At 54.9% G+C, this 22816-nt stretch carries 21 protein-coding genes and 2 tRNA genes; 13 read left to right on the plus strand and 10 right to left on the minus strand.

The genetic code is table 11. From position 1 onward, the window contains the following. The first annotated feature begins 44 nt into the window (after positions 1–44). Positions 45–725 carry a TRAP transporter small permease gene (locus tag ABJF76_RS02950; protein WP_413820623.1) on the plus strand — a complete coding sequence of 227 codons (681 nt, stop codon included), beginning with the start codon at positions 45–47 and terminating at the stop codon, positions 723–725. Between the two features lie 3 nt (positions 726–728). Next, positions 729–2105 carry a TRAP transporter large permease gene (locus ABJF76_RS02955; protein WP_413820622.1) on the plus strand — a complete coding sequence of 459 codons (1377 nt, stop codon included), beginning with the start codon at positions 729–731 and terminating at the stop codon, positions 2103–2105. Positions 2106–2192: 87 nt separating this feature from the next. Here ABJF76_RS02955 and tpiA read toward each other — a convergent pair whose 3' ends face one another. Further along, positions 2193–2939, minus strand: a complete 747-nt coding sequence (gene tpiA, locus ABJF76_RS02960) for a triose-phosphate isomerase (RefSeq protein ID WP_413820621.1) — start codon at positions 2937–2939, stop codon at positions 2193–2195. Positions 2940–3030: 91 nt separating this feature from the next. On the opposite strand from tpiA, the gene ABJF76_RS02965 reads away from it, so the two are divergent. After that, positions 3031–3933, plus strand: a complete 903-nt coding sequence (locus ABJF76_RS02965) for an isopenicillin N synthase family dioxygenase (protein ID WP_413820620.1) — start codon at positions 3031–3033, stop codon at positions 3931–3933. Continuing rightward, positions 3930–4562 carry an HD domain-containing protein gene (locus tag ABJF76_RS02970; RefSeq protein ID WP_413820619.1) on the plus strand — a complete coding sequence of 211 codons (633 nt, stop codon included), beginning with the start codon at positions 3930–3932 and terminating at the stop codon, positions 4560–4562. The genes ABJF76_RS02965 and ABJF76_RS02970 overlap by 4 nt, the downstream gene beginning before the upstream one ends. Positions 4563–4565: 3 nt before the next feature. Here the strand turns inward: ABJF76_RS02970 and ABJF76_RS02975 are convergent, their stop codons facing one another. Genes ABJF76_RS02975 through ABJF76_RS02985 form a run of 3 tightly spaced genes read right to left on the minus strand, consistent with a single transcriptional unit; the run spans position 4566 to position 6192 of the window. Then, positions 4566–4889, minus strand: coding sequence for a TfoX/Sxy family protein (locus ABJF76_RS02975; RefSeq protein ID WP_413820618.1), 324 nt, complete (start codon positions 4887–4889; stop codon positions 4566–4568). Position 4890: 1 nt separating this feature from the next. Further along, a complete protein-coding gene (locus tag ABJF76_RS02980; RefSeq protein ID WP_413820617.1) occupies positions 4891–5271 on the minus strand; it encodes a HesB/IscA family protein in 381 nt (126 codons plus the stop codon). A gap of 15 nt (positions 5272–5286) precedes the next feature. Continuing rightward, positions 5287–6192, minus strand: a complete 906-nt coding sequence (locus tag ABJF76_RS02985) for a LysR family transcriptional regulator (protein ID WP_413820616.1) — start codon at positions 6190–6192, stop codon at positions 5287–5289. Between the two features lie 48 nt (positions 6193–6240). On the opposite strand from ABJF76_RS02985, the gene ABJF76_RS02990 reads away from it, so the two are divergent. Then, on the plus strand, positions 6241–6387 hold the full coding sequence (locus ABJF76_RS02990; protein ID WP_413820615.1) for a hypothetical protein: 147 nt from the start codon (positions 6241–6243) through the stop codon (positions 6385–6387). A 41-nt stretch (positions 6388–6428) separates the two neighbouring features. Here ABJF76_RS02990 and ABJF76_RS02995 read toward each other — a convergent pair whose 3' ends face one another. Then, a complete protein-coding gene (locus tag ABJF76_RS02995) occupies positions 6429–6791 on the minus strand; it encodes an SUF system Fe-S cluster assembly protein (protein WP_413820756.1) in 363 nt (120 codons plus the stop codon). Between the two features lie 126 nt (positions 6792–6917). Between ABJF76_RS02995 and ABJF76_RS03000 the strand changes: the two genes are divergently transcribed. Next, positions 6918–7589 (plus strand): hypothetical protein, encoded by a 672-nt coding sequence (locus tag ABJF76_RS03000; protein WP_413820614.1) that lies wholly within the window; start codon positions 6918–6920, stop codon positions 7587–7589. A gap of 211 nt (positions 7590–7800) precedes the next feature. Here the strand turns inward: ABJF76_RS03000 and ABJF76_RS03005 are convergent, their stop codons facing one another. Next, positions 7801–8652 carry an endonuclease/exonuclease/phosphatase family protein gene (locus ABJF76_RS03005; protein WP_413820613.1) on the minus strand — a complete coding sequence of 284 codons (852 nt, stop codon included), beginning with the start codon at positions 8650–8652 and terminating at the stop codon, positions 7801–7803. Positions 8653–8766: 114 nt separating this feature from the next. On the opposite strand from ABJF76_RS03005, the gene tgt reads away from it, so the two are divergent. Then, on the plus strand, positions 8767–9894 hold the full coding sequence (gene tgt, locus ABJF76_RS03010; protein WP_413820612.1) for a tRNA guanosine(34) transglycosylase Tgt: 1128 nt from the start codon (positions 8767–8769) through the stop codon (positions 9892–9894). A gap of 210 nt (positions 9895–10104) precedes the next feature. Here tgt and ABJF76_RS03015 read toward each other — a convergent pair whose 3' ends face one another. Next, on the minus strand, positions 10105–12294 hold the full coding sequence (locus tag ABJF76_RS03015) for a glycosyltransferase family 2 protein (protein WP_413820611.1): 2190 nt from the start codon (positions 12292–12294) through the stop codon (positions 10105–10107). 48 nt (positions 12295–12342) lie between these two features. Further along, the gene (locus ABJF76_RS03020) at positions 12343–12486 is read right to left on the minus strand and encodes a hypothetical protein (protein ID WP_413820610.1); all 144 of its coding nucleotides are present in this window, start codon (positions 12484–12486) and stop codon (positions 12343–12345) included. A 473-nt stretch (positions 12487–12959) separates the two neighbouring features. Between ABJF76_RS03020 and lon the strand changes: the two genes are divergently transcribed. Further along, positions 12960–15371 carry an endopeptidase La gene (gene lon / locus ABJF76_RS03025; protein WP_413820609.1) on the plus strand — a complete coding sequence of 804 codons (2412 nt, stop codon included), beginning with the start codon at positions 12960–12962 and terminating at the stop codon, positions 15369–15371. A gap of 76 nt (positions 15372–15447) precedes the next feature. Here the strand turns inward: lon and ABJF76_RS03030 are convergent, their stop codons facing one another. Continuing rightward, positions 15448–15894 carry a tail fiber domain-containing protein gene (locus tag ABJF76_RS03030; RefSeq protein WP_413820608.1) on the minus strand — a complete coding sequence of 149 codons (447 nt, stop codon included), beginning with the start codon at positions 15892–15894 and terminating at the stop codon, positions 15448–15450. A 205-nt stretch (positions 15895–16099) separates the two neighbouring features. On the opposite strand from ABJF76_RS03030, the gene ABJF76_RS03035 reads away from it, so the two are divergent. The 4 genes from ABJF76_RS03035 to ABJF76_RS03050 all read left to right on the plus strand — a co-directional run bounded on the left by ABJF76_RS03035 (position 16100) and on the right by ABJF76_RS03050 (position 17536). Beyond that, entirely contained in the window at positions 16100–16552 is a 453-nt protein-coding gene (locus tag ABJF76_RS03035) for an HU family DNA-binding protein (RefSeq protein ID WP_413820607.1), read from the plus strand. 57 nt (positions 16553–16609) lie between these two features. Then, positions 16610–16684, plus strand: a tRNA-Val gene (locus ABJF76_RS03040). 176 nt (positions 16685–16860) lie between these two features. Further along, the gene (locus tag ABJF76_RS03045; RefSeq protein WP_413820606.1) at positions 16861–17418 is read left to right on the plus strand and encodes a histidine phosphatase family protein; all 558 of its coding nucleotides are present in this window, start codon (positions 16861–16863) and stop codon (positions 17416–17418) included. 42 nt (positions 17419–17460) lie between these two features. After that, positions 17461–17536 (plus strand) — tRNA-Val (locus ABJF76_RS03050). Between the two features lie 277 nt (positions 17537–17813). Here the strand turns inward: ABJF76_RS03050 and ABJF76_RS03055 are convergent. After that, on the minus strand, positions 17814–18275 hold the full coding sequence (locus ABJF76_RS03055; RefSeq protein ID WP_413820605.1) for a hypothetical protein: 462 nt from the start codon (positions 18273–18275) through the stop codon (positions 17814–17816). A gap of 543 nt (positions 18276–18818) precedes the next feature. Here ABJF76_RS03055 and ABJF76_RS03060 point away from each other — a divergent pair. Beyond that, positions 18819–22487: a vitamin B12-dependent ribonucleotide reductase gene (locus ABJF76_RS03060; RefSeq protein WP_413820604.1), complete on the plus strand. Its 3669-nt coding sequence runs from the start codon at positions 18819–18821 to the stop codon at positions 22485–22487. Positions 22488–22816: the final 329 nt, after the last annotated feature.

Below are 22816 nucleotides of genomic sequence, written 5' to 3' on the forward strand. Positions count from 1 at the left end.
CTTTTGGGGGCTGGGTATGCGTGCCACATCGGGAGGGGAGCCCCATGTCATCTAGCTATCAGCCCAAAACAGTCCTTGGTCGTGTTGTGAACGAGATCGAGGAAAGCGCGATTGCCTTGATCCTTGCGGCGATGACCATCCTGACATTTGTTAACGTGGTGCTGCGATATGGGTTCCAGACGGGCCTGACGTGGGGACTGGAGGCTGTCAGCTTTCTGTTCGCTTGGCTTGTGCTGTTTGGCGCATCCTATGCCGTAAAAGTCACGGCGCACTTGGGTGTGGATGCGGTGATCAATCTGTTTTCGCCGCCTGTGCGCAAAGTCTTGGCGCTGATTGCGGGGGGTATTTGCATTTTCTATGCCATATTGCTGATGAAAGGCGCGTGGGATTATTGGGCGCCATTCGCGGGCTTTGATGTGACATCGGGGCGTTGGTTCCCGACGGGCTTTACACCCACGCGTGATCAGGCGTGGTATGAGGTGCTTGAAGTGCCGATGCTTGAGGCTTTGCGTTTCATCGAACCCATCATGAATGAGGGTGAAACCTATGAAAAACTGCCCCGGTTCATTCCCTATGCGGCCCTTCCGTTTGGCATGGCTTTACTGCTGTTCCGCATGATCCAAGCCACCGTGCGCATCGCAACCGGAGAGGCGACCAGCCTGATCGTCAGCCACGAGGCGGAGGAAGAGGTCGAAGCCGTTAAACACATGAATGAGGGCGCGTAAGCCATGGAAGTTGCAATTCTTTTCGCCCTTGTTGTGGGGATGATGCTGATCGGCGTGCCGATTGCGGTCAGCCTTGGCATGTCGTCGATCTTGTTCCTGTTGGTCCTGAGCGATACGTCGATGGCATCCATTGCGCAGACGCTGTTTCAGGCGATGGCGGGGCATTATACGCTGTTGGCCATCCCGTTCTTTATTCTTGCCTCGACATTCATGTCGACGGGCGGAGTGGCCAAGCGGATTATTCGGTTTTCAATTGCCATTGTTGGGCACTTTCCCGGTGGGTTGGCCATTGCGGGCGTTGTGGCCTGTATGATGTTTGCGGCCCTTTCTGGCAGTAGCCCGGCGACTGTTGTGGCCATTGGGTCCATCGTGATCGCCGGTATGCGGCAGGTGGGCTATACCAAGGACTTTGCCGCGGGCGTCATTGCCAATGCGGGTACGCTTGGCATTTTGATCCCACCTTCGATTGTGATGGTTGTCTATGCGTCGGCGACGGATGTGTCGGTGGGGCGGATGTTCTTGGCAGGCGTCATACCCGGACTGCTGGCCGGGACGATGTTGATGATCACCATCTATGTCATTGCGCGTGTGCGCAATTTGCCGAAAGGCGAATGGCTGGGCTGGGGCGAGGTTTGGAGATCAGGTCTTGCCGCGTCAGGCGGTTTGTTTTTAATCGTGATCATTCTGGGTGGCATTTATGGCGGTATCTTTACCCCAACCGAGGCGGCGGCGGTGGCGGCGGTCTATGCGTTTTTGATATCGGTGTTTTTCTATCGAGATATGGGCCCGTTGGCGACGCCGGAGGGGCAGGCGAACCATTCGATATTCGACAAACCATGGGCACTGATCACAGCCTTTGTGCACCGCGACACCAAGAATGCGCTGTTTGATGCGGGCAAGTTGACAGTCACGTTGATGTTTATCATCGCCAATGCGTTGATTTTGAAACATGTTTTGACTGACGAACAGATCCCTCAGAAAATTGTTGGTGTCATGACGGATGCGGGGTTTGGACCGATTGGCTTTTTGATCATCGTCAACGTGATCTTGTTGATCGGTGGTCAGTTTATGGAGCCTTCGGGGTTGCTGGTTATTGTAGCACCTTTGGTCTTTCCCATCGCAATTGAGTTGGGAATTGATCCGATCCATCTGGGCATCATCATGGTGGTGAACATGGAAATCGGGATGATCACGCCGCCTGTGGGGCTTAACCTGTTTGTGACCTCGGGGGTGGCGAACATGCCGATGATGTCGGTGGTGCGCGCGGCATTGCCGTTCACAGCTGTGTTGTTCGTTTTCCTGATTTTGGTGACTTATGTGCCGATCATTTCAACGTGGTTGCCGACTTTGATGATGGGGCCGGAAATCATCGTTAAGTGATGGGCATGGCCTGAGGGTGCGGATGGGGGGCCAGCCCCCCGTCCTACGGACTCCCCCCGGAGTTTATTTGGCAAGATGAAGCTTGGATCAGGAGGCTTGTAGCGCGTCGATGATCGGTTGGAAGTCAGCGGCTTTGAGTGAAGCACCACCGACCAATGCGCCGTCAACATTTTTGGCCGTAAAGATTTCGGCGGCGTTGTTGGGTTTAACTGATCCGCCATAGAGGATGCGGAATTTGTCGCCTTCTGCGCCAAAGCGTTTTGTGAGCTCTGCGCGGATCATATCGTGGGTTTCAATGATCTGATCCATTGTCGGCACCCGGCCTGTGCCAATGGCCCAGATCGGTTCATAAGCGATAACCAATGTGTCACCGGTTGCGCCGTCCGGCATGGAAGCGTCGAGTTGTGCTGCGATGATGGCAAGGGTGTTGGGGCCGATGCGTTCGGCCTCGCTTTCGCCGATGCACAGGATGGGCAAGAGGTTTGCGGCCCATGCCGCTTGGACCTTGGCGCGGATGTCGGCGTTTGTTTCGGCGTGATCCGCACGGCGTTCTGAGTGTCCGACAATGACGGCACTTGCGCCTGTGTCTTTTACCATCTGCGCTGAGACATCGCCGGTGTGCGCGCCTGTTTGGGCGCTGTGGCAGTCTTGTCCGCCGATCTGCACGGCACTTGTTTGGGTTGCAGCGACAGCGGGGATCAGCAGCGGGCTGGGCGGGCAAATGATGACCTGTGGGGCGTCTGCGTCTTGCTGCGTCGCGAGGTTTGCAAGCTCATCCAAGAGCGCTGCGCTACCGTTCATCTTCCAATTGCCTGCGGCCAATTTCTTGCGCATTTTGCTGTCCCTTTGTCTATCTCTACCAACGTCCTAGCATCGCCGTTCTTGCTAGGCTAGGTCTGCTTGACGAACCAATTGGGAGGCGGACATGATCCCGCGAATTGATGCAGCACAGCTTGCAAGGGGCGAGGCTGCCAGTCTTGAGGCGTTGCGTGAGGCGGCCACAGGGGTGGGTTTTGCCACCGTTTTCAATACAGCGCTGGATGCGCAACATGTGCGCGATGTCCTTGAAACCTATCGCAAGTTCTTTAAAGGAACGGATGCCGACAAGGCTGCTTTGGACATGGCACGCACGGGCGCGAACCGAGGTTGGGGGGCTGCGGGATCCGAACAAGTGGATCTTGATGCCAACCCTGATTTCAAACAGTTTTTTGATGTGGGTTTTGAGCTGCCATCGCACCATCCTTTAAGCGACAAAACAGTTTATGCGCCGAACCAGTGGCCGCAGGATGTTGCGTTTCGTGCCACGATTTCAGGATATTACACGGCGGCGTGTGATGTGTCGCTTGCGTTATTGCGCGCCATTGCGCGGTGTTTGGGTGCGGATCCGGGGTACTTTGATGCGGCGTTTCAAACCCCAATGGCCTTGTTGCGGGGTAATTTTTACCCCAGCCGTCCTGCATGGGCCGGTGCGCGCGATTTTGGCATTGCGACCCATACGGATTACGGCTGTTTGACGTTGTTGGCCACAGATGGATCGCCCGGTCTTGAGGTGCGCAAGCGGGGCGGCGGCTGGATCCCTGTTTCGGCGCCTCCGGGTGAATTTGTGATCAACTTTGGTGAGATGCTGGAATTCTGGACCGAGGGCCAAGTCAAAGCCACGCCGCATCGTGTTGTCGGCGGTGATGCTGAACGTATTTCGGTGCCGCTGTTTTTCAATCCGTCCTATGACACCAATGTTGCGCCAGCGGGGCAGCCTGCGATTTTGGCCGGCGATCATCTCAGCGCGCGGTACAATGAAACATACGTGCATTTGCAATCAAAAACATGACGCTGCATGCTGAACTTGAAGCAGAAGTGGCGCGTGTTTGGGAAAGCCAGACCGATGGTGCCCACGATATTTGGCACCTGCGGCGGGTATGGACCAACTGCACGCGGATTGCGGATGCGCTTGATGCCACGGTCGATCGTCAGGTGTTATTGATTGCCGCCTATCTGCATGACATCGTGAATGTGCCCAAGGACGATCCGCGCCGAAAAAGTGCCGCAAACTTGTCGGCGCAACATGCGGTGTCATGGATGGCAAAACGTGACCTGCCGGGGGCACAGGCCGTGGCGCATGCCATTCGTGGCCACAGCTATTCCGCCAATGCGCCTTGCGAGACGCTAGAGGCTCAGGTCTTACAGGATGCAGATCGATTAGAAGCTTTGGGTGCAATCGGTATTGCGCGTTGTTTCAATGTGGCGGGGCAGATGGGGGCAGGGCTGGTGCACGGCCATGACCCTCTGGCGGCGACGCGCGACTTGGATGACCGTTCGTATGCGTTGGATCACTTTGAGGTAAAACTGTTTGGGATTGCAAAGACATTGAACACCGCGCCTGCGCAAAAGATGGCTGCGCAACGGGTGGATGTCATGCGTGCATTTGTGGCGCAACTGGCGGATGAAGCGGCAGTTTAAGCGCTATAGATGTGCCAAAGCCTGCTGGGCGAGTGCGCTTGCTTCTTCGGCGTCATCCAATGCGGTGTCAGGCAGGTGCCAATAGGGCATATTGGTCGCACTGCCGTTCTTGCGGTTATAGGCCCAACGCTCAAGTCCCATGTCCTCGAAATGGGGTTGCATCCCCCCGGCACCTTTCAGCAGTACTCGTCCATCAGACATGACGATGGCAAAGATGATTCCGTCGCAATAGATCGACAGGCCGCCAAACATCTTGCGGGTGCTGAGAGGGCCAAGAGGGGCGAAGAGGTCGAATGCGTGCGCGATCTCTTCGGCAGAAAGCGCCATATCAGGACGACGCGCGTTCCGCGGTCAATTCTGAGACGTCTTTGAAGTTGATGGATTCGCCACATCCGCAGGCATCGGTCACATTGGGGTTGTTGAACTTGAACCCGGACTCCAGCAACGAAGTTTCATAATCGATCTCGGTTCCGAACAGGAACATTTGCGCCATTGGGGCGATCAGCACGCGCGCGCCGTCTTGTTCGACGACCTCGTCGTTGGGGTCGGATTCGTCGACATATTCCATGGTGTATTCCATGCCAGCGCAGCCCCCTTTTTTGAGGCCGATACGCAAGCCGGAATGGCCCTTGTCATCCATCAACTTAGAAATTTGCGCGGCGGCGCGATCAGTGATGCTGACGGCTTGTTTGCCCGGAATCGAGAACATGAGAACTGCCTGTTGCTAGGGTGCTCTTAAGGTAGGGCCTTGATCGGTTTCGTGCAAGGGGTGGGTATGCCGCAGGCCTTGGGCCAGTGCATCCAAAGCGGCCCGGATGGCGGGATCGTGACGCGTGTCTTGGTGGCATACCAACCATTGTTCAGATGTCAGGGTCTTTATCACATCTGACACGCGGACAAGTTCGGGAACACTGTCGCCTGCAAAAGTGGGCAAGACAACACGGCCCACACCGCCGCGCGCAAGCGCCATGCGGATCGCAGGGTCTTCTGAAATAGCGGTCAATCGTGCGCCGTGATGGGTGATGGTCCACACTTCGGACGGCAAGGTTGCATTGTCGTCGCCGGGACCAATCCAACCCGCGACGGATTCCGAGGTGGCATAGGCGGCTTGTTCGACGTTACCCGTGCGCCGCCCGGCCAGCCATGGATGGGTGGGGCGGCGGTTGCGTACGCCGATGTCGACTTCGCGTCGTTCAATATCCAAATCGCGGTTGCTGGTCACAAATTCGGGCGTCCACGGCGCATCTGGTTTCCAGTAATCGGGTAGGGTGCGGGCCAACAGATCGGACGTCCATGTGCCTGCGGAAATACGCACGCGGGGTGGGCCGGACTGAGCAGCGGACCAATGGGCGATATCGCGGGCGGCGGCTTCCATTTTTTTGGCGCGTTCCAGCAGGGCGCGCCCTTCGGCAGTCGGGGTGTAGCCCTGCGTGCCGTGCATGAACAAACGCCGCCCTGTGCGGTGTTCCAATGCGGTCATGCGCCGCGACAGAGTCGCTTGGCTAAGACCAGATTCGCGCGCAGCCCCAGCCAACGCACCTGCGCGGGCGACAGCGGCAAACAGGCCAAAATCTGTCCAGTCAGTAATTTGCATATTTGCAAGGGTAGCCGCGTTTTTAGTGTCTGACAATGCGTGGCCGGATCGGCCATCCTGTGTGTCTTAGCAGGAGAAGCATCGATGAAATATGAGTATTTTCTTGGGAATTTTGATAGTTTTTACCAGCGAGAACAATCATTGTTTGCAGAAATGAAAGAGCGAGATCAAATATGTAAACGGCGCAAGCGGCGGCGGCGCATTTTGATGTGGGTGCTGCGCCGCTTGTGAGCGCATCGATGTGACACGTCCGGCGGCGTGTCAGTTGCGCCCTACATAAAGCCCAGTTCGAGGCGTGCTTCGTCAGACATCATTTCCATGCCCCAAGGCGGTTCCCAAATCAGTTCTACGTCCACGTGTTTGACACCGGGAAGAGGCTCAATCGCATCAGCAATCCAGCCCGGCATTTCACCAGCCACGGGGCAGCCGGGGGCCGTCAATGACATCAGAATTTTGACTTCGTTTTCAGCGTTGATATCAATGGTGTAGATCAGGCCTAACTCATAGATATTCACTGGAATTTCTGGATCATAAACCGAACGACACGCCTCAACGACGGCTTCGTGCAGCGGGTGATCTGTCGAGGAGGGCGCAATCAGCGGAGTGCCTTCCAGTTGTTCGTTGGATTGGGTCATGGCGGCCTCAAACTGTTCCTGAGCGTTTATATAGGGTTTGGGGTGCAAAGGGTAAAGAGGCACGTCGACCCACATGCCGGTTTTTTGCATTTTGGAAAGCGTACACGCAGCGCCTTGCTATATTTTATGGTCGGTTCAACACTTGCTGCCATTGATGTGGGAGAGAATAAAGTGGCTGTAACAAAATCGGATATGATTATTTTTTTAGCACAGAAGGCCGGCATGAAGCTGTTGAGCATTCCGCTTGGAAAAGCATCGGCATATTATAACACGCATATTGATGTGCTGACGAAAGCCGTGGAAGCAATGCAGAAAGGCAAGAAAATCGAAGCACAGGTTGATGACTTAATAAAGAAAGTCTCCGATCAAAAACGGGTGATCGCAGAACTAACAAAACACATACAACGAAATCCTATTTTGCCGGATAAGGATGCTAAAGCGTGGGGAAAAAACAAAAAGATCAAGACGTACAAAGAGGCCCTAGAAGGGTTCCGAAATGGAGCAAGCGCAGCCGTCCAAACGCTGAAAACGGTTCGGTTGGACGCTGAAAAAACCTTGAAGGAAATCCCGGCTCTTGAAAAGAAACTGTTTGATGCGTCAAACGCCGGTAAAAGCAAAAAAGGGGACTTGGATACAATAACCAATGCCACCAGCGGGCACGCATTTATGAAATTATCATCCTACAAAAACGATATGAACAGGACGACGAGTACCGTAATCTCTGATCTGAAAAAGCGGGAGGCAGCTTACAGAAAGGTGATGACCAAGGCTGGTGTTATAAGCCGAAGTCTGAAGTGAAGCCGGTCGGTTTGTCATTTTGCAAACCGCTTATCACAGTGTAGGGCGTTCGGTTGCAGCATTGTTTCGGTGTTGGGTTTTGTGAAAAATGACGCAAAAATAAAAGCCAGAACGAGTAGATGATGAAATCGATCGGACAAGGTAGACTAAGACGTCATGTAAGGTGGGGTTGAACCCCACCTGCGGGGTTCGCAAAGTGCATCCCCGTGACTTAAAAGCTAACGTCTGCCACCAATCCGTGATGATCAGACCCAAGCAAGGGGCGCAGTTCGACAGACCCACCGTTTGGTGCAAGAACGTGATCCAGCGGCAGTGGCACATGTTTAAACGTCAACGTGGGACGCGTCGGGCCTGCGATCTTGGTTTTGGTGATAAAGCGGATGCGCTCAAAACGCCCTGACCATGGGAATGTGTTGAAGTCGCCAGCGACCACGATGGGGCCATCAAGGGTGCGCAGCAGATCTTCGGTAGCGATTTCGGCAGTTTCGTTTTCGTACGGATAAGGCCAGGGGATATGGGCTGAGACAACCCAAACAGGCTGGCTGTCCTTGGTGATTTGAACCGCTGCAAGGGCGCGTTCGCTTGAACAGACGCCGTCTTGGGCAAAGGGATGGCGCGAGAAGACGGCCATCGCCGACCATTCAGAAAATTTGCAAACGTGTTGGTGGGGGAAGGTGGCGCTTAGTGCTGTGCTCAGCTCTGTGGTGCTGCCAGACAGTTCTTGCAACAAAACCACATCGACGTTCGCGGCTTCGATATCGCTTTGAAGGGCGGAGATCTGATCGTTGCCCGCCGTCAAATTTTTTGAATACAGCCGCAGGTCTGATCCGGCGGCCTGCGGCAACAAGAAAAGCAGCACTGAAATAAGGGCCAGCAGGCCAAAGACGCCCAAGTAAAGCCGTAAGCCAATGCGGCGTGTCGCAAGTGCCCCAAACAGGATCAGAACAGCAAATACCGGACGTAGCATGCCAACGGTGTCGGCAGATCGGTGCAGAACGCCTGCAAAACCGTAAAGCACGCCAAAAGTTGCGAGGATTGCAATGAAGACAAGGAGAATGCGCACGAGGGGACTCTTTACAATTGGTTAACGCGTCAGGCTTACGGGGGGCGGCGCGTTGGGGTCAAGAGGGCGTGTCAGGGCTTGGCATTTTGATCAACCTGCGGCACATGGGCAGACATGAACAAATTTTCCTTTGATCTTGCCGCCACTGACGGGCGCGCGCGCGCGGGCACCATTCATACGCCGCGTGGTGAAATCCGCACGCCTGCGTTCATGCCTGTGGGCACTGCAGCCACTGTAAAAGCAATGCTGCCGGGTTCCGTGCGCGAAACGGGCGCGGATATTTTGCTTGGCAACACGTATCATTTGATGCTGCGCCCCACGGCGGAGCGGATTGCGGCCCTTGGCGGTCTGCACAAGTTCATGAATTGGGATCGCCCGATTTTGACGGATTCTGGTGGGTTTCAGGTGATGTCTTTATCCGATTTGCGCAAGCTGACCGAAGAAGGCGTGACCTTTAAATCCCACATCGACGGGTCCAAGCATACCCTAACTCCGGAAAGATCGATGGAGATTCAAGAACTGCTTGGGTCTGACATTGTGATGTGTTTTGACGAATGCCCCGCATTGCCTGCGGATCGCGACCGGATTGGGCGCAGCATGGAACTGTCGATGCGATGGGCGGCCCGGTCACGCGCGGCGTTCGGGGATCGCCCCGGTTACGCGCTGTTTGGTATTCAGCAAGGCGGGCTTGAGGAAGACTTGCGCGGTCAAAGTGCTGAGGCGCTGCGCGAGATTGGTTTTGAAGGCTATGCCGTTGGCGGTTTGGCCGTTGGCGAGGGGCAAGAAGCCATGTTTGGCTGTCTTGACTATGCGCCCGAGCAGTTGCCTGCGGACAAACCACGCTATTTGATGGGCGTGGGCAAGCCGGATGACATTGTAGGCGCTGTGGCGCGTGGCATTGACATGATGGATTGCGTGTTGCCGTCGCGATCTGGGCGGACGGGGCAGGTATTTACCCGCCATGGTGTGCTGAACATTAAGAATGCACGCCATCAGAACGATCCACGCCCTCTGGACGAAGATTGCACGTGCCCGGCCTGCCGTGGCTATTCGCGTGCCTATTTGCATCACGTGTTTCGTGCGCAGGAAATGATTTCGTCTATGCTGCTGACATGGCATAACCTGCATTATTATCAGCAACTTATGTCCGGAATGCGCGAGGCAATTGCTGCGGGCACTTTTGAGGCATGGCAGGCAGATTTTCATGCGGCGCGCGCGCAGCGTGACATCGACCCTTTGTGAGAAAAGGTCAGGAATACCTCCATCGTATATTTACACCTTTAGGCGTAGATCGCGGGTGTTCATATGTCCTTGGGGGATAGAGTATGCAGTTTGCAGTGTTTTCGACGATTTGGTTCGCGGCGTCTTTGCTGGCGGTTTTTGTGCTGGTGTGATGTTGCGCGGCGCGCGTGTCACTACGTGCCACGACGCCCCGCCCACCATCCCCAGCGGTTAGGTTTTACACAGCAAACGGTCGATTAAATTGACGACCCATGGGCGCGGCCTGATGGTCACGCTGTATCGTTTCTTGTTTTGTTGGGTTGGTTTGGGTGTCGTGCGCACTTGGGGTGTTGGGTTGTCCCCGGCGATCTGCGCGCCCACATCCCAAAGTGCGGCGAGGTGATCCAGCGGGATCGCGTCAGGTGCCGCCCATGGGGTTGCATCGATCTCGGCGCGCCGTTTGTCGAGGTCGGGCGCATAACCGCGCGCGGCACAAAAGGCTGCACTTGTGGTCGCGAACCGGTCCAACAAGTCATTTTGCTGTGCTGGTGACAGCAAACTTTGGCGCGAGATTTTTTTGCGGCTTGTGTCGGCGAAATATGCCTGCATCAGTGCTTGTCGACGCGATTGATTGGCCACCAAGCTATTGACCGCCTGCATCAGCAGAACGCTTTCCCTGTCTGGTGTGTCGTAACGCGGGCAGGGGATGTCGGGCAAATTGGTTGGCAGTCCTGCCAATGTGCAAAAGGCAGGCCAAAGGCCGGTGCCGACCTTGGCGGCGTCAAAGTTGTCCAACCCGACAGCGCGACCTGTGGCGGCCTCGAATGGGGCGAAAAGGGCTGCGAGGTTCGTCAGCGCATCGCCATGATCGACAAGTGTTTCTTGAATGCTGCGTGCGCCGCCGGGGTGGGCGGATGTGACCCATTCTGAATAAAATGCCTCGGCGTAGGTGTCGGGGCTGCGTGCCATCGCAATCACATCGATTTGGGCAAAAGACCCAAGCCGTGCAAACAGCCGCGCGATAAGCGCGTCGCGGTCCGGAGCGGTCGGGAAGCCTAGGTTTTCGGCCGTGATCAAGACGGTCCGGGCCGGGGACGTTTTGATTTCTTTATGCAGAGCGTCCCAAAGTGCGTCATCATCGTTTGAACGTAAGGCGCGGACCAACCCTTGATGGCCTGACAGCGCGCCCGGGCGCCCGGTGATTTCGGTGTCAAAACCGGTCTGAGGCAGCAGAACGCCGCTGCGCCGTAACGCTTCTTGGTGATGCAACAGGTGGTGTTGCACGAATGTGGTGCCTGTCTTGTGTAACCCGATATGCAGGATCAGCCGTTTTTGCGGATAACTGTGCGCTTTGGCTGGTGTCGCAGCCGGGGGGGCGCAGGCATGCATGATGGTCTGCGCCTGTTCAAATTCACCCAACCGCCATGCACGGTGCAACGCAAAGAAATCAGTCCGAGAGATGAGGCCGCGTTTGGTCTTCATGCCGACACGAGAGGTGGCAGCGACCATCGAGTCGCTAAAGATATCTTGCCCAAAACTGTCATCGCCCAACAATCGCGAAATCCGCATGCCCATTTCGGCATAGGCCGGGTCCTTGGCAACAAGGGGGGGCAGAATGTCCATGTCCCAGATCAGCCGCGAAACGGAATTGAACAGTTCGCGTTTTTCGTACCGAGGCGCAAGGTTGTGCGTGGCGCTGGCCTTTCGGATATGGGCCATACATTTTTCAAGCAATTGCACTTGCAATAAGTGGGTTTCCGGTGTCGTGGCGGCCGACGAGATCGAGTTGGCCCGCCTGCGCCAAACCCGAACAGCACGCCCCAGAAACGCGACGCTGCGTGCGGCCGTGACAGCGTTGAGCACGAACAGGCGGTCTTCGAATTTGTGTTGTTCTGGATCGAACCAAACTTGATTTTTTTCAAGGAAGTCAGCACGATATATGCTGGACCAACTCGAGACGATGAACTGTGATTCTTGTGCCGCCATGCGTCCTTTGACCACGCGTTGCGTCATGTGCAGTCGCGTATCACGTTGTAAAACGGACGAATGAACCGAGCTTTCTGCACCCAGATAGCAGCCCGCATGGGTGATGTCGGCCGCTGTTTCGCGAGCATAGGCATATTGCGTCGCAAGACCTTGATGTGTGTAGTAATCGTCGGCGTCTAGAAAGCCGATGTGCGTGCCATTTGCCGCCACGATACCGGTGTTGCGTGCTGCCGAAAGCCCGCGGTTTTCAGTGTGGTGAATGACGCGCACATCAAAGCCAGCGGTAAGTTGGGCAAGTGCGGATGTGTCAAAGGTTTCGGGGTTGTCGTTGATGACGATCAATTCAAGATCATCAATGCCTTGGTTGCACACGGATCGCAGGGCGGTGCGCAGAAATGCTGTTTCATCGTAAAAAGTGACAATTAGACTGAGCATGTCGAGAATCCGCGCGTGACGTCAATCGTGCGATCTGATGTCTGCAAGTCAGCTGACCGGGTCCATGTCTTCGCCGGTGTCCATGTCATCTTGGTTCATATCGTCTTCGTTTGTGTCGTCATCATCCGAAGATTCGACCAACACAGCGGCGGCCAAACCGGCCAATAATAGCAATAAAGCGGCAATTCCCACAACGAACCCCCAGTGAGCGATCACTGTGTATAGCGCGAAATTGATCGAAGTTTAAAGGAATTTCTATCCGGCTGAATGCTATTTCTTGGGTATGAAACCGGAGAGCTTGAAAAGTGTGCAGTTAATGACTGCCAATCTTTTTCCAATTTGGAAACAATGCCTTCTTAGCTGACCGGACTGCGCGACCAACAAAGGCGCGCGCGATGGATGAACACCTTGATGCGGTAATTGTCCAAATACTGCGGGGGACCTCGGGTCTGACGGCCGAAAATATGTGACAAAAATTGTCCGGCTAAAACCTAAACAGTTTGTGCGATCCCATTGCACCTGCGACGTGCGCAGGTCACAATGGTCCTTGAAAAGGGTGCGCCGTAGGCACACTTAGAAGCAGTCAACGATACCAAAAAAAGGAGACGCACGCACGCTGCCGCCAAGTCGGGGCTACGTCGTCTGCCAAAATAAGGAATATACGCATGCAAGAGCCATTGAACGCCTCTTATCCAGTGTTACCGTTGCGCGATATCGTGGTCTTTCCCCACATGATCGTGCCGCTGTTTGTAGGGCGCGACAAATCCGTGCGCGCCTTGGAAGAGGTGATGGCTGACGACAAGCAAATCTTGCTGTCGAGCCAGATTGACCCATCCATTGACGACCCAGAAGCAACGGGCATCTACAAAGCCGGCGTGCTGGCCAATGTGCTGCAATTGCTGAAGCTGCCCGATGGCACCGTCAAAGTGCTGGTCGAAGGTCAGGCGCGCGTGCGGATCACCGAATACCTTGAAAACGATAGTTTTTTTGAAGCGCGCGCAGAATACCTGACAGAGATGCCGGGCGATATGGCCACCACCGAAGCGTTGCTGCGTTCTGTGTCGGAAGAGTTCGAACGGTATTCGAAGGTCAAGAAAAACATCCCCGAAGAGGCGCTTGCCGCGGTGGGCGAGGCGTCCGAACCTGCCAAGCTGGCGGATCTTGTGGCGGGTCACTTGGGCATCGAAGTTGAGCAAAAGCAGGATCTGCTTGAAACACTGTCGATTAGCGAACGTCTTGAGAAGGTCTATGGGCTGATGCAGGGCGAATTGTCGGTTCTTCAGGTCGAGAAAAAAATCAAGACCCGCGTGAAGTCTCAGATGGAGAAGACACAGCGCGAATATTATCTGAATGAACAGATGAAAGCGATCCAAAGTGAGCTGGGCGACGGCGAAGACGGCAAGAACGAAGTCGTTGAACTTGAAGGTAAAATTGAAGAAGCCAAGCTTAGTAAAGAGGCACGTGAAAAGGCGGATGCCGAGCTGAAGAAGCTGAAAAACATGTCGCCGATGAGCGCCGAAGCCACGGTGGTGCGTAACTATCTGGATTGGATGTTGTCGATTCCGTGGGGCGTGAAATCCCGCGTTAAAAAGGACCTTGGTCGCGCTGAACAGGTTCTCGACAACGACCACTATGGCCTTGAAAAGGTTAAAGAACGTATCGTCGAATACCTGGCGGTACAGCAACGCAGCAAAAAGATGAAAGGCCCGATCATGTGCTTGGTCGGCCCTCCCGGTGTTGGTAAAACCTCGCTTGGGAAATCTGTGGCTAAGGCGACGGGACGCGAGTTTATTCGCATCAGCCTTGGTGGTGTGCGCGACGAAAGCGAAATCCGTGGGCACCGTCGCACGTACATCGGGTCCATGCCCGGTAAAATCATTCAGGCGCTGAAAAAGGCGAAAACCACCAACCCGCTGATCTTGCTCGATGAAATCGATAAGATGGGGCAGGATTTCCGAGGCGACCCAGCCAGTGCAATGCTTGAGGTGTTGGATCCTGAACAGAACTCGACATTTGTCGATCACTATCTGGAGGTCGAATACGACCTGTCCAACGTGATGTTCTTGACCACATCGAACTCGTACAACATGCCGGGTCCGTTGCTAGACCGGATGGAGATCATCCCGTTGGCGGGTTACACCGAGGATGAAAAAAGCGAGATCGCGAAGCAGCACTTGATCGAAAAGCAGATCAAAAACCACGGCCTCAAGAAAACGGAATTCAAGCTGGAAGATGATGCGCTAAGCGACATCATTCGCTATTACACGCGCGAGGCTGGGGTACGTAATCTTGAACGAGAGATTGCCAAAGTGGCACGTAAATCACTAACCAAGATTGTTAAAAAAGAGGTTGAAGAAGTTACTGTAACTTCTGAAAATATCTCGGAATTCCTTGGAGTACGCAAGCACCGTTACGGGCTTGCGGAACAGGACGACCAAGTTGGTGTTGTGACTGGTTTGGCCTGGACATCGGTGGGTGGCGACTTGCTGCATATCGAGGCGTTGAAACTGCCTGGCAAGGGGCGGATGAAGACGACGGGCAAACTGGGCGATGTGATGAAGGAATCCATCGACGCGGCGTCAAGCTATGTGCGCTCGATCAGCCCTGAAATCGGGGTGAAGCCGCCGATGTTTGACAAGCTTGATATCCACGTTCACGTACCAGATGGGGCGACACCCAAAGATGGGCCAAGTGCGGGTCTGGCGATGGTTACGTCCATTGTGTCGGTCCTGACGGGCATCCCGGTGCGCCGTGATATTGCGATGACGGGCGAGGTGTCGTTGCGTGGCAATGCTATGCCGATTGGTGGTTTGAAGGAAAAATTGCTGGCGGCCCTGCGCGGTGGGATCAAAACGGTCTTTATCCCCGAAGAAAACGAAAAAGATCTGGCTGATATTCCAGATAACGTGAAAGAGGGGCTTGAGATCATCCCCGTGACCCACGTGCGGGATGTACTGTCGCGTGTCTTGGTGTCTCAGCCTGAAGCCATTGAATGGGATGAGGCTGCAGAAGAAGCAGCCGCAGCGGCAGCGGCAGCAAGTGCTGCGGCGAATGGGGCAGGCGCGACTGCGCACTAACCCGGTTCTTGTGGTTAGAAATAAAAACGCCCCGAAGGAAGCTTCGGGGCGTTTTGCGTTTGTTTCGGTGTTGCGCTTAGTTGACGGCGCGCATTTCGATGCCAAGCATGCCATAGTCAACTGCGTAAAATCCATAGGCAGACTGCACAACGGCCTCCGGCACAACCTTCAACACGTCTTGGGCCATAACGCCCTCAAACAACTGATCGCCACCGATGTAACGGAAATTGTATAGTGGCAGACCATGCGCGGTGGTCCCGATTTTTTGGATGTCTGTTTTAAGATTGGCGTCACTGAATGCTGCATTGCCAGCACCGGCCGCGGCGCCCCCACTGGAACCAGCAGTGGCTGCGATCAAAACAACGGCAAGCAGAAGCAGTGGAACCGCAACGCCACCCGATGAACTGGATGTTGCGTCGTCAACAATAATTGGGGGTTCTATCTGCGGATCCGAGGGGCCGCCGGCATGTGCCGTGGCGGATATTAAAGACAAACAAAGTACCGAAGCGGTCAAATATTTCATGATAGTTCTTCCTAAGGTTCAAATGCGAAATACGCTAGCGTGTGCTTTGCGCGTGCGTCAACTCACTTTGCAGGACCACAAAGATGAATTTGCGGGCTTGGGCAGCAACCAGCGGGGCCAAATACATATCCGCATGTGCAAGAATGTGGCTTTTTAAGCCAAAGCTGGATAAGCATGGCACTTAATCAAAGTAACGAGGCAAAAAATGGCAGTTAAAACGACCAAAACCACAAAGGCAGCCACATCTTCGACTGCAAAGGCTAGCACCACGTCAAGCGCGGCAGACTCTGTCGCCGCAGCAGCCACCCCTGCGCCGGCCAAGGTTGTTGAGACGGCCAAGCCTGTTGTCTTGGGCCCAATGATGCGCAAACCTGAACTTGTAGACGCGGTTGTTGCCAAGACGGGTTTGAAGAAAAAAGACGTCAAACCCATCGTCGAGGCCACCTTGGCTTTACTTGGGTCTGCCTTGCAGGACGCGCGCGAATTGAACCTTCAGCCGATGGGCAAGATCAAGGTCACGCGTGTGAAAGACAAGGCGTCTGGCAAGCTGCTGCACGCGCGCATTCGTCAACCCCAAGATCTGCCCTCAGAAGTGGCAAACCCGGATCCCAAAGACGTTGGCGGTGACAGTGATGCCCCAACGGCGGTGGATGAATAATTTAAACACCGGCCCACTTGTCAGCGCTTAGGCGCACCGCTAAGACGCGCGGGCGTTGGGTGATTAGCTCAGTGGTAGAGCGCTTCGTTCACATCGAAGATGTCAGGGGTTCAAATCCCTTATCACCCACCAAGCAGCCCCAGAGTCGTATGTAACGATGTGCGGCGCTGAGATGAACGCTAGTCAACGTCGGTTATTCATGACGCTACTTTGGAACAGCTGTGCAAGTCGCTTGTTAAGTAGTTGTTTTCACAGTTGAAACCCGCGAAATGCACCACACTTTGGCATGTCATTTAGGACGCATGTTTATGACCTATCCCGACTTATATATTCTGCGCCACGGCCAGACCGAATGGAACGCGCAAGAACGCATGCAGGGGTGGCTGAATTCGCCGTTAACCCCCAAAGGCAAAGCCGACGCCGCGCGGCAGGGTGAGATTTTGCAAACTCTTGACCTGAACGGGTTCGCCTTTTGGTGCAGCCCTTCGGGGCGTGCGGTGCAAACTGCTGGCATTGCCTGTCCGATGGCCGAGTCGATTCACACCGATATTCGTCTGCGTGAGATTGGCGTCGGGGATTGGGCCGGGCGCTTGCGTTCTGAACTGCCGATGCCGGGGGGGCCGGACCCTTACATGGCGCAATACGAGATGGCCCCAAACGGCGAAGGTCTGGACGCCGTATCACGCCGTGCGGCGGCTTTTTTGGCTGAACTCAAAGGGCCTGCGGTGCTGATTACCCACGGGATTACCAGCCGCGCCATCCGTAATATTGTGATAGGTCCAGACGCTTTGGCCAACCCATCTGTGCATGGCGGGCAGGGGTGCGTGTACAGTTTATCGGGTGGTGTGCAGGAAATGCTCATCTGAGGGCTTGCAACCGCGCCAAGCTTGGCCTAAATCGCTGTCACCGGGTCGTTAGCTCAGTTGGTAGAGCGCTTCGTTTACACCGAAGATGTCGGGAGTTCGAGCCTCTCACGACCCACCATTTTCTCCTATTAGTTACTGTTAAGACGATGGTGGAAGTCGTCGGGACTTATGCGCGCTTTCGCGGTTACTTTGCGTCGTGAGTTCGATTCGTTCGCGACCAACCATTCGATCACGTCATACTAAGAAATCAACCGAACCAAAGGGCCATAGTAAAGGCTGCGGACCGTGCTAAGGCTTTGGTTGCTTATGCCCAGAGGCATTGCAGGCAAAGCAAGACATCTGAACAGGAGGCGATCATGGGTCGCATCCATTTGCTCTAACCCGTTTGGGACGGTTTAGTTTGCGTTGCGTGCAGTGCCGCCGGTGGCGGTTAGCAGATCGTCCATCAAACTGTCCAAATTCCTCTGCACAAAATAGATGCGGCGTGGATTGCCTGATTTTTGGACCACTTCGGCAAAATAGGACAGTTCAACAACATAGTCGGCCGTGCTTTGGCGTGTTTCTTTTTGAACCACCAAAGTTGGGGCCTCTAGCGCCCCATCATATTGCAGCAATAAGAACGCCGCCAAATCAGGCGGAGGCAAAATCCGGCATTGTACAACTGAACGGGAAACTTGACGCAAGACGTCCCCCGGTGAGTCGCAAGATGATCTAAACGCCGCATCCAATGGGGCAGGTGCCTGTTCAAACACGGCGCGGCGCACGGGCAGATCTTGTTCAGTGGTTGCAACGGTCTCTACATATTGTGGTGCGCATGCACCAAGGCCCGTCAGAAGAGCGATGAAAATAGGTCGCATGTACTGCCTCTTGTAGGTGTTTTGAACAATGGACCACACTTTTGGCATCGCAGCAAAAGCTTTCTACTTTCGCGGGCGTACCCTGTGGATAACTTAACGTGAAGCATCTGTTATAATGCCTAAGTCAGCCCGATTTATAACAAAATTGCGATGTGCCCTTGGGATGGTTTTTTGGGGGTGGTGCGCCCGTTAACCGATTGAATCACCTAAACGCCGATCACCCAAAATTGATGTCCTGGGTCAAGGCAAAAGTTGCTAAAAAAACGATAAAATTCCGTTGACGGGAGTGGGTCAGATACGTCAGTTTGTGCAGGCAAGGTCGCTCGCCACAACATGTAGTGGTTAACGCTACTCAAAGGGCGATTATGCACAGGGGACAAAATATACCAGATTATACCGGGTTTCATTCGGGTTTCGACAATATCTGCGTGGCTACGGCGGCGTTTATAGGTCTGGGTTTTCTCTTGTGCAGGCACACCGCTTGGGCCCCCGCAACGTCGGGTCAGCCTGATAAACCGAATGCTGATTTAACGAGGCAGCGCTATGAAAATTGAAAGACAGTTCACCAAGGCCGGCCAGGACGCATATGCGGACCTGAATTTCGTGACCACGGTTTCCGAAATTCGAAATCCTGATGGCACTATTGTGTTCCGTCTTGACGACGTTGAAGTCCCTGCCAAATGGAGCCAGGTGGCCAGCGATGTCATCGCTCAAAAGTATTTCCGCAAAGCGGGCGTACCTTCGAAGTTGCAAAAAGTAAAAGAAGCAGGCGTGCCTGAATTCTTGTGGCGCTCAGAAGCGGCCAAGGGCGCGGAAATGGGCGGCGAGACGTCCTCTAAGCAAGTCTTTGATCGTTTGGCGGGCGCGTGGGCGTACTGGGGCTGGAAAGGCGGCTACTTCACCACAGAAGAAGACGCCAAGGCTTACTATGACGAAATGCGCCACATGCTGGCGACGCAACGCGCTGCCCCGAACAGCCCTCAGTGGTTTAACACTGGCCTGCACTGGGCTTACGGCATCGACGGTCCGGCCCAAGGCCACCACTATGTCGATTATAAAACTGGCAAACTAACCAAATCCAAATCTTCCTACGAACACCCGCAACCGCATGCCTGCTTTATCCAGTCCGTTTCTGACGATCTGGTAAATGATGGTGGCATCATGGATCTGTGGGTGCGCGAAGCGCGTCTGTTCAAATACGGTTCTGGTACTGGCACGAACTTTTCGTCATTGCGAGGGCAGGGCGAAAGCCTGTCCGGTGGTGGCAAGTCTTCGGGCCTTATGGGCTTTTTGAAAATCGGTGACCGCGCTGCCGGCGCGATCAAATCCGGCGGCACCACGCGCCGCGCGGCCAAGATGGTCATCGTCGATGCGGATCACCCCGATATCGAAGACTTCATCAACTGGAAGGTCATCGAAGAGCAAAAAGTGGCATCCATTGTCGCAGGCTCCAAAATGCACGAAGAAAAGCTGAACGGCCTTTTCGCTGCGATCAAAGCATGGGACGGCGCGGTTGAAGACGCCTATGATCCCAAAAAGAACGACGCCCTCAAAGACGCTGTCAAAGCGGCCAAACGCGTCGCCATCCCAGAAACATACGTGAAACGCGTGCTGGATTATGCCCGTCAAGGTCACACTTCCATCGAATTTCCCACTTACGACACAGATTGGGATTCCGAAGCCTATAGCTCTGTTTCTGGCCAGAACTCCAACAACTCGATCCGCGTCACCAACGCTTTCCTAACAGCTGTCAAAAAAGACGCTGATTGGGAATTGATCAGCCGCGTGACAGGCAAAGTCGAAAAGACCGTTAAAGCGCGCGATTTGTGGGCGCAGGTTGGCCACGCCGCGTGGGCTTGTGCCGATCCGGGCATCCAATACCACGACACCGTCAACGATTGGCACACATGCCCCGAAGATGGCGCGATCCGTGGGTCAAACCCATGTTCCGAATACATGTTCCTTGATGATACGGCCTGTAACCTTGCATCAATGAACTTGCTGACCTTCCTAAAAGACGGCCAGTTCCAAGTCGAAGACTACATGCACGCCTCGCGTCTATGGACCGTCACGTTGGAAATCAGCGTTATGATGGCGCAGTTCCCATCCAAAGAAATCGCGCAGCGGTCTTATGACTTCCGCACGCTGGGTCTGGGCTATGCGAACATCGGCGGTCTGCTGATGAACATGGGCCACGGCTATGACAGTGACGAGGGGCGCGCACTGTGTGGTGCTTTGACTGCGATCATGACGGGCGTTGCTTATGCGACCTCTGCCGAGATGGCGGGCGAGTTGGGGCCATTCCCCGGCTACAAGAAAAACGCCGATCACATGCTGCGTGTTATGCGCAATCACCGCACGGCGGCCTCTGGGGCAACTGAAGGCTATGAAAAACTGGCGGTGAAACCTGTCGCACTTGATCACGCCAACTGCCCTGATGCGCGACTGGTTGATCTGGCCATGTCCACGTGGGACGAGGCCCTGAAACTGGGCGAAGCGCATGGTTACCGCAACGCACAGACATCTGTGATTGCCCCAACGGGCACCATCGGTCTGGTTATGGATTGCGACACCACAGGCATCGAACCTGACTTTGCGTTGGTGAAGTTCAAGAAACTTGCGGGTGGCGGTTACTTTAAGATCATCAACCGTTCGGTGCCTGCGGCGCTTGAAAACCTTGGCTATGGCTCGGCGCAGATCGAAGAAATCGTATCTTACGCTGTGGGTCACGGATCGATTGGCAACTCGCCTGCGATCAACCACACATCCCTTGCGGGTCACGGTTTTGGCCCCAACGAATTGGCCAAAGTTGACGCAGCCTTGGGCAGTGCCTTTGATATCCGCTTTGTGTTCAACCAATGGACGCTGGGCGAAGAATTCTGCACAGGCGTCTTGGGCATCCCACAAGAAAAGCTGAACGATCCTAGCTTTGACTTGTTGAAATCATTGGGCTTTTCGAAGGCCGATGTGGACGCTGCCAATGACCACGTTTGTGGTACGATGACACTGGAAGGCGCACCACACCTCAAAGAAGAGCACTACCACATCTTTGATTGCGCCAATGCGTGCGGCAAAAAAGGCAAGCGTTACCTAAGCGTCGACAGCCACATCTACATGATGGCCGCGGCACAGTCGTTCATCTCGGGGGCGATTTCTAAAACGATCAACATGCAAAACGACGCCACGATCGAGGATTGCCAAAAAGCCTATGAACTCAGCTGGTCGCTGGGTGTTAAAGCCAACGCGCTGTACCGTGACGGATCGAAACTGTCGCAGCCGTTGGCTGCATCCTTGGTCGAAGATGACGAAGACGCCCAAGAGACACTGGAATCAGGGTCTCAGCAGGAAAAGGCCGTCGTTTTGGCCGAAAAGATCGTCGAAAAGATCATCGTCAAAGAGATCGTCAAATCACACCGCGAAAAGATGCCTCAGCGTCGCAAGGGCTACACCCAAAAGGCGATCGTGGGCGGGCACAAAGTGTACCTGCGCACGGGTGAATACCAAGACGGCAACTTGGGCGAAATCTTCATCGACATGCACAAAGAAGGTGCGGGTTTCCGCGCCATGATGAACAACTTTGCGATCGCTGTGTCGGTGGGCCTGCAATACGGTGTGCCGCTTGAGGAATTCGTTGACGCCTTTACGTTCACCAAATTCGAACCCGCAGGCATGGTGCAAGGCAACGACAGCATCAAGAACGCAACGTCGATCCTTGACTATGTGTTCCGCGAACTGGCTGTCAGCTATCTGGATCGCACCGATCTGGCCCACGTCAAACCCGAAGGCGAGACATTCGACAGCATCGGCCAAGGCGTCGAAGAAGGTGTCGCCAACGTGTCGGAATTGAGCGAAAGCGCGGCCTCTAAGTCACTGGAAGTGCTGAAGCAAATCAGCTCGTCGGGTTATCTGCGCAAGCGTATGCCACAAGATCTGGTGGTCTTGCAGGGCGGTATGTCTGGTGAAGTGGCCTTGGCCGATCCGGCGGTTGCGTTGCAAACTTTGGTGCCCGAAGTGGCTGTAAACGGGGGCGCTGCCGTCAGCACATCAACCACGGCTGCTTCCTCGGGTGCTGTGACGATGGATGCGCGCGCCAAGGCCAAAATGCAGGGCTATGAAGGCGAAGCATGCGGCGAGTGTGGCAACTACACGCTGGTGCGCAACGGCACATGCATGAAGTGCAACACCTGCGGCGGGACGTCCGGGTGTAGCTAACAAGTTACGCATCCCTGCAAAGGGGCGCGAGGGGGCCGGTTTTCGAACTGACCCCCGACGAGACGGGTGGGGCGGTACGTTACGTCCCCCCACCTTTTCCGGAGCGGATGCGTTCGCTCCTGACGACGTTCAGGCCGCAGGCAAAAAAATACCGGGCGGTTAACATATTGAGCCTGAACGGCGAAACTCAACGGAGGGCTTAGGCTCTCCGTTTTTTATTTCAGTGCCCGTTGATGGCTGTCTGCATGCTTTGGCAAGCATTCTGTCAGGGGAGCGTGCGTTTGCTGCGCAAACACCCGCGGAACGGCGAAACTAAAGGGGAGCGTTCG

It is taken from the genome of Tateyamaria sp. (genome assembly GCF_039940735.1).
In the GTDB taxonomy this organism is placed as follows: domain Bacteria; phylum Pseudomonadota; class Alphaproteobacteria; order Rhodobacterales; family Rhodobacteraceae; genus Tateyamaria.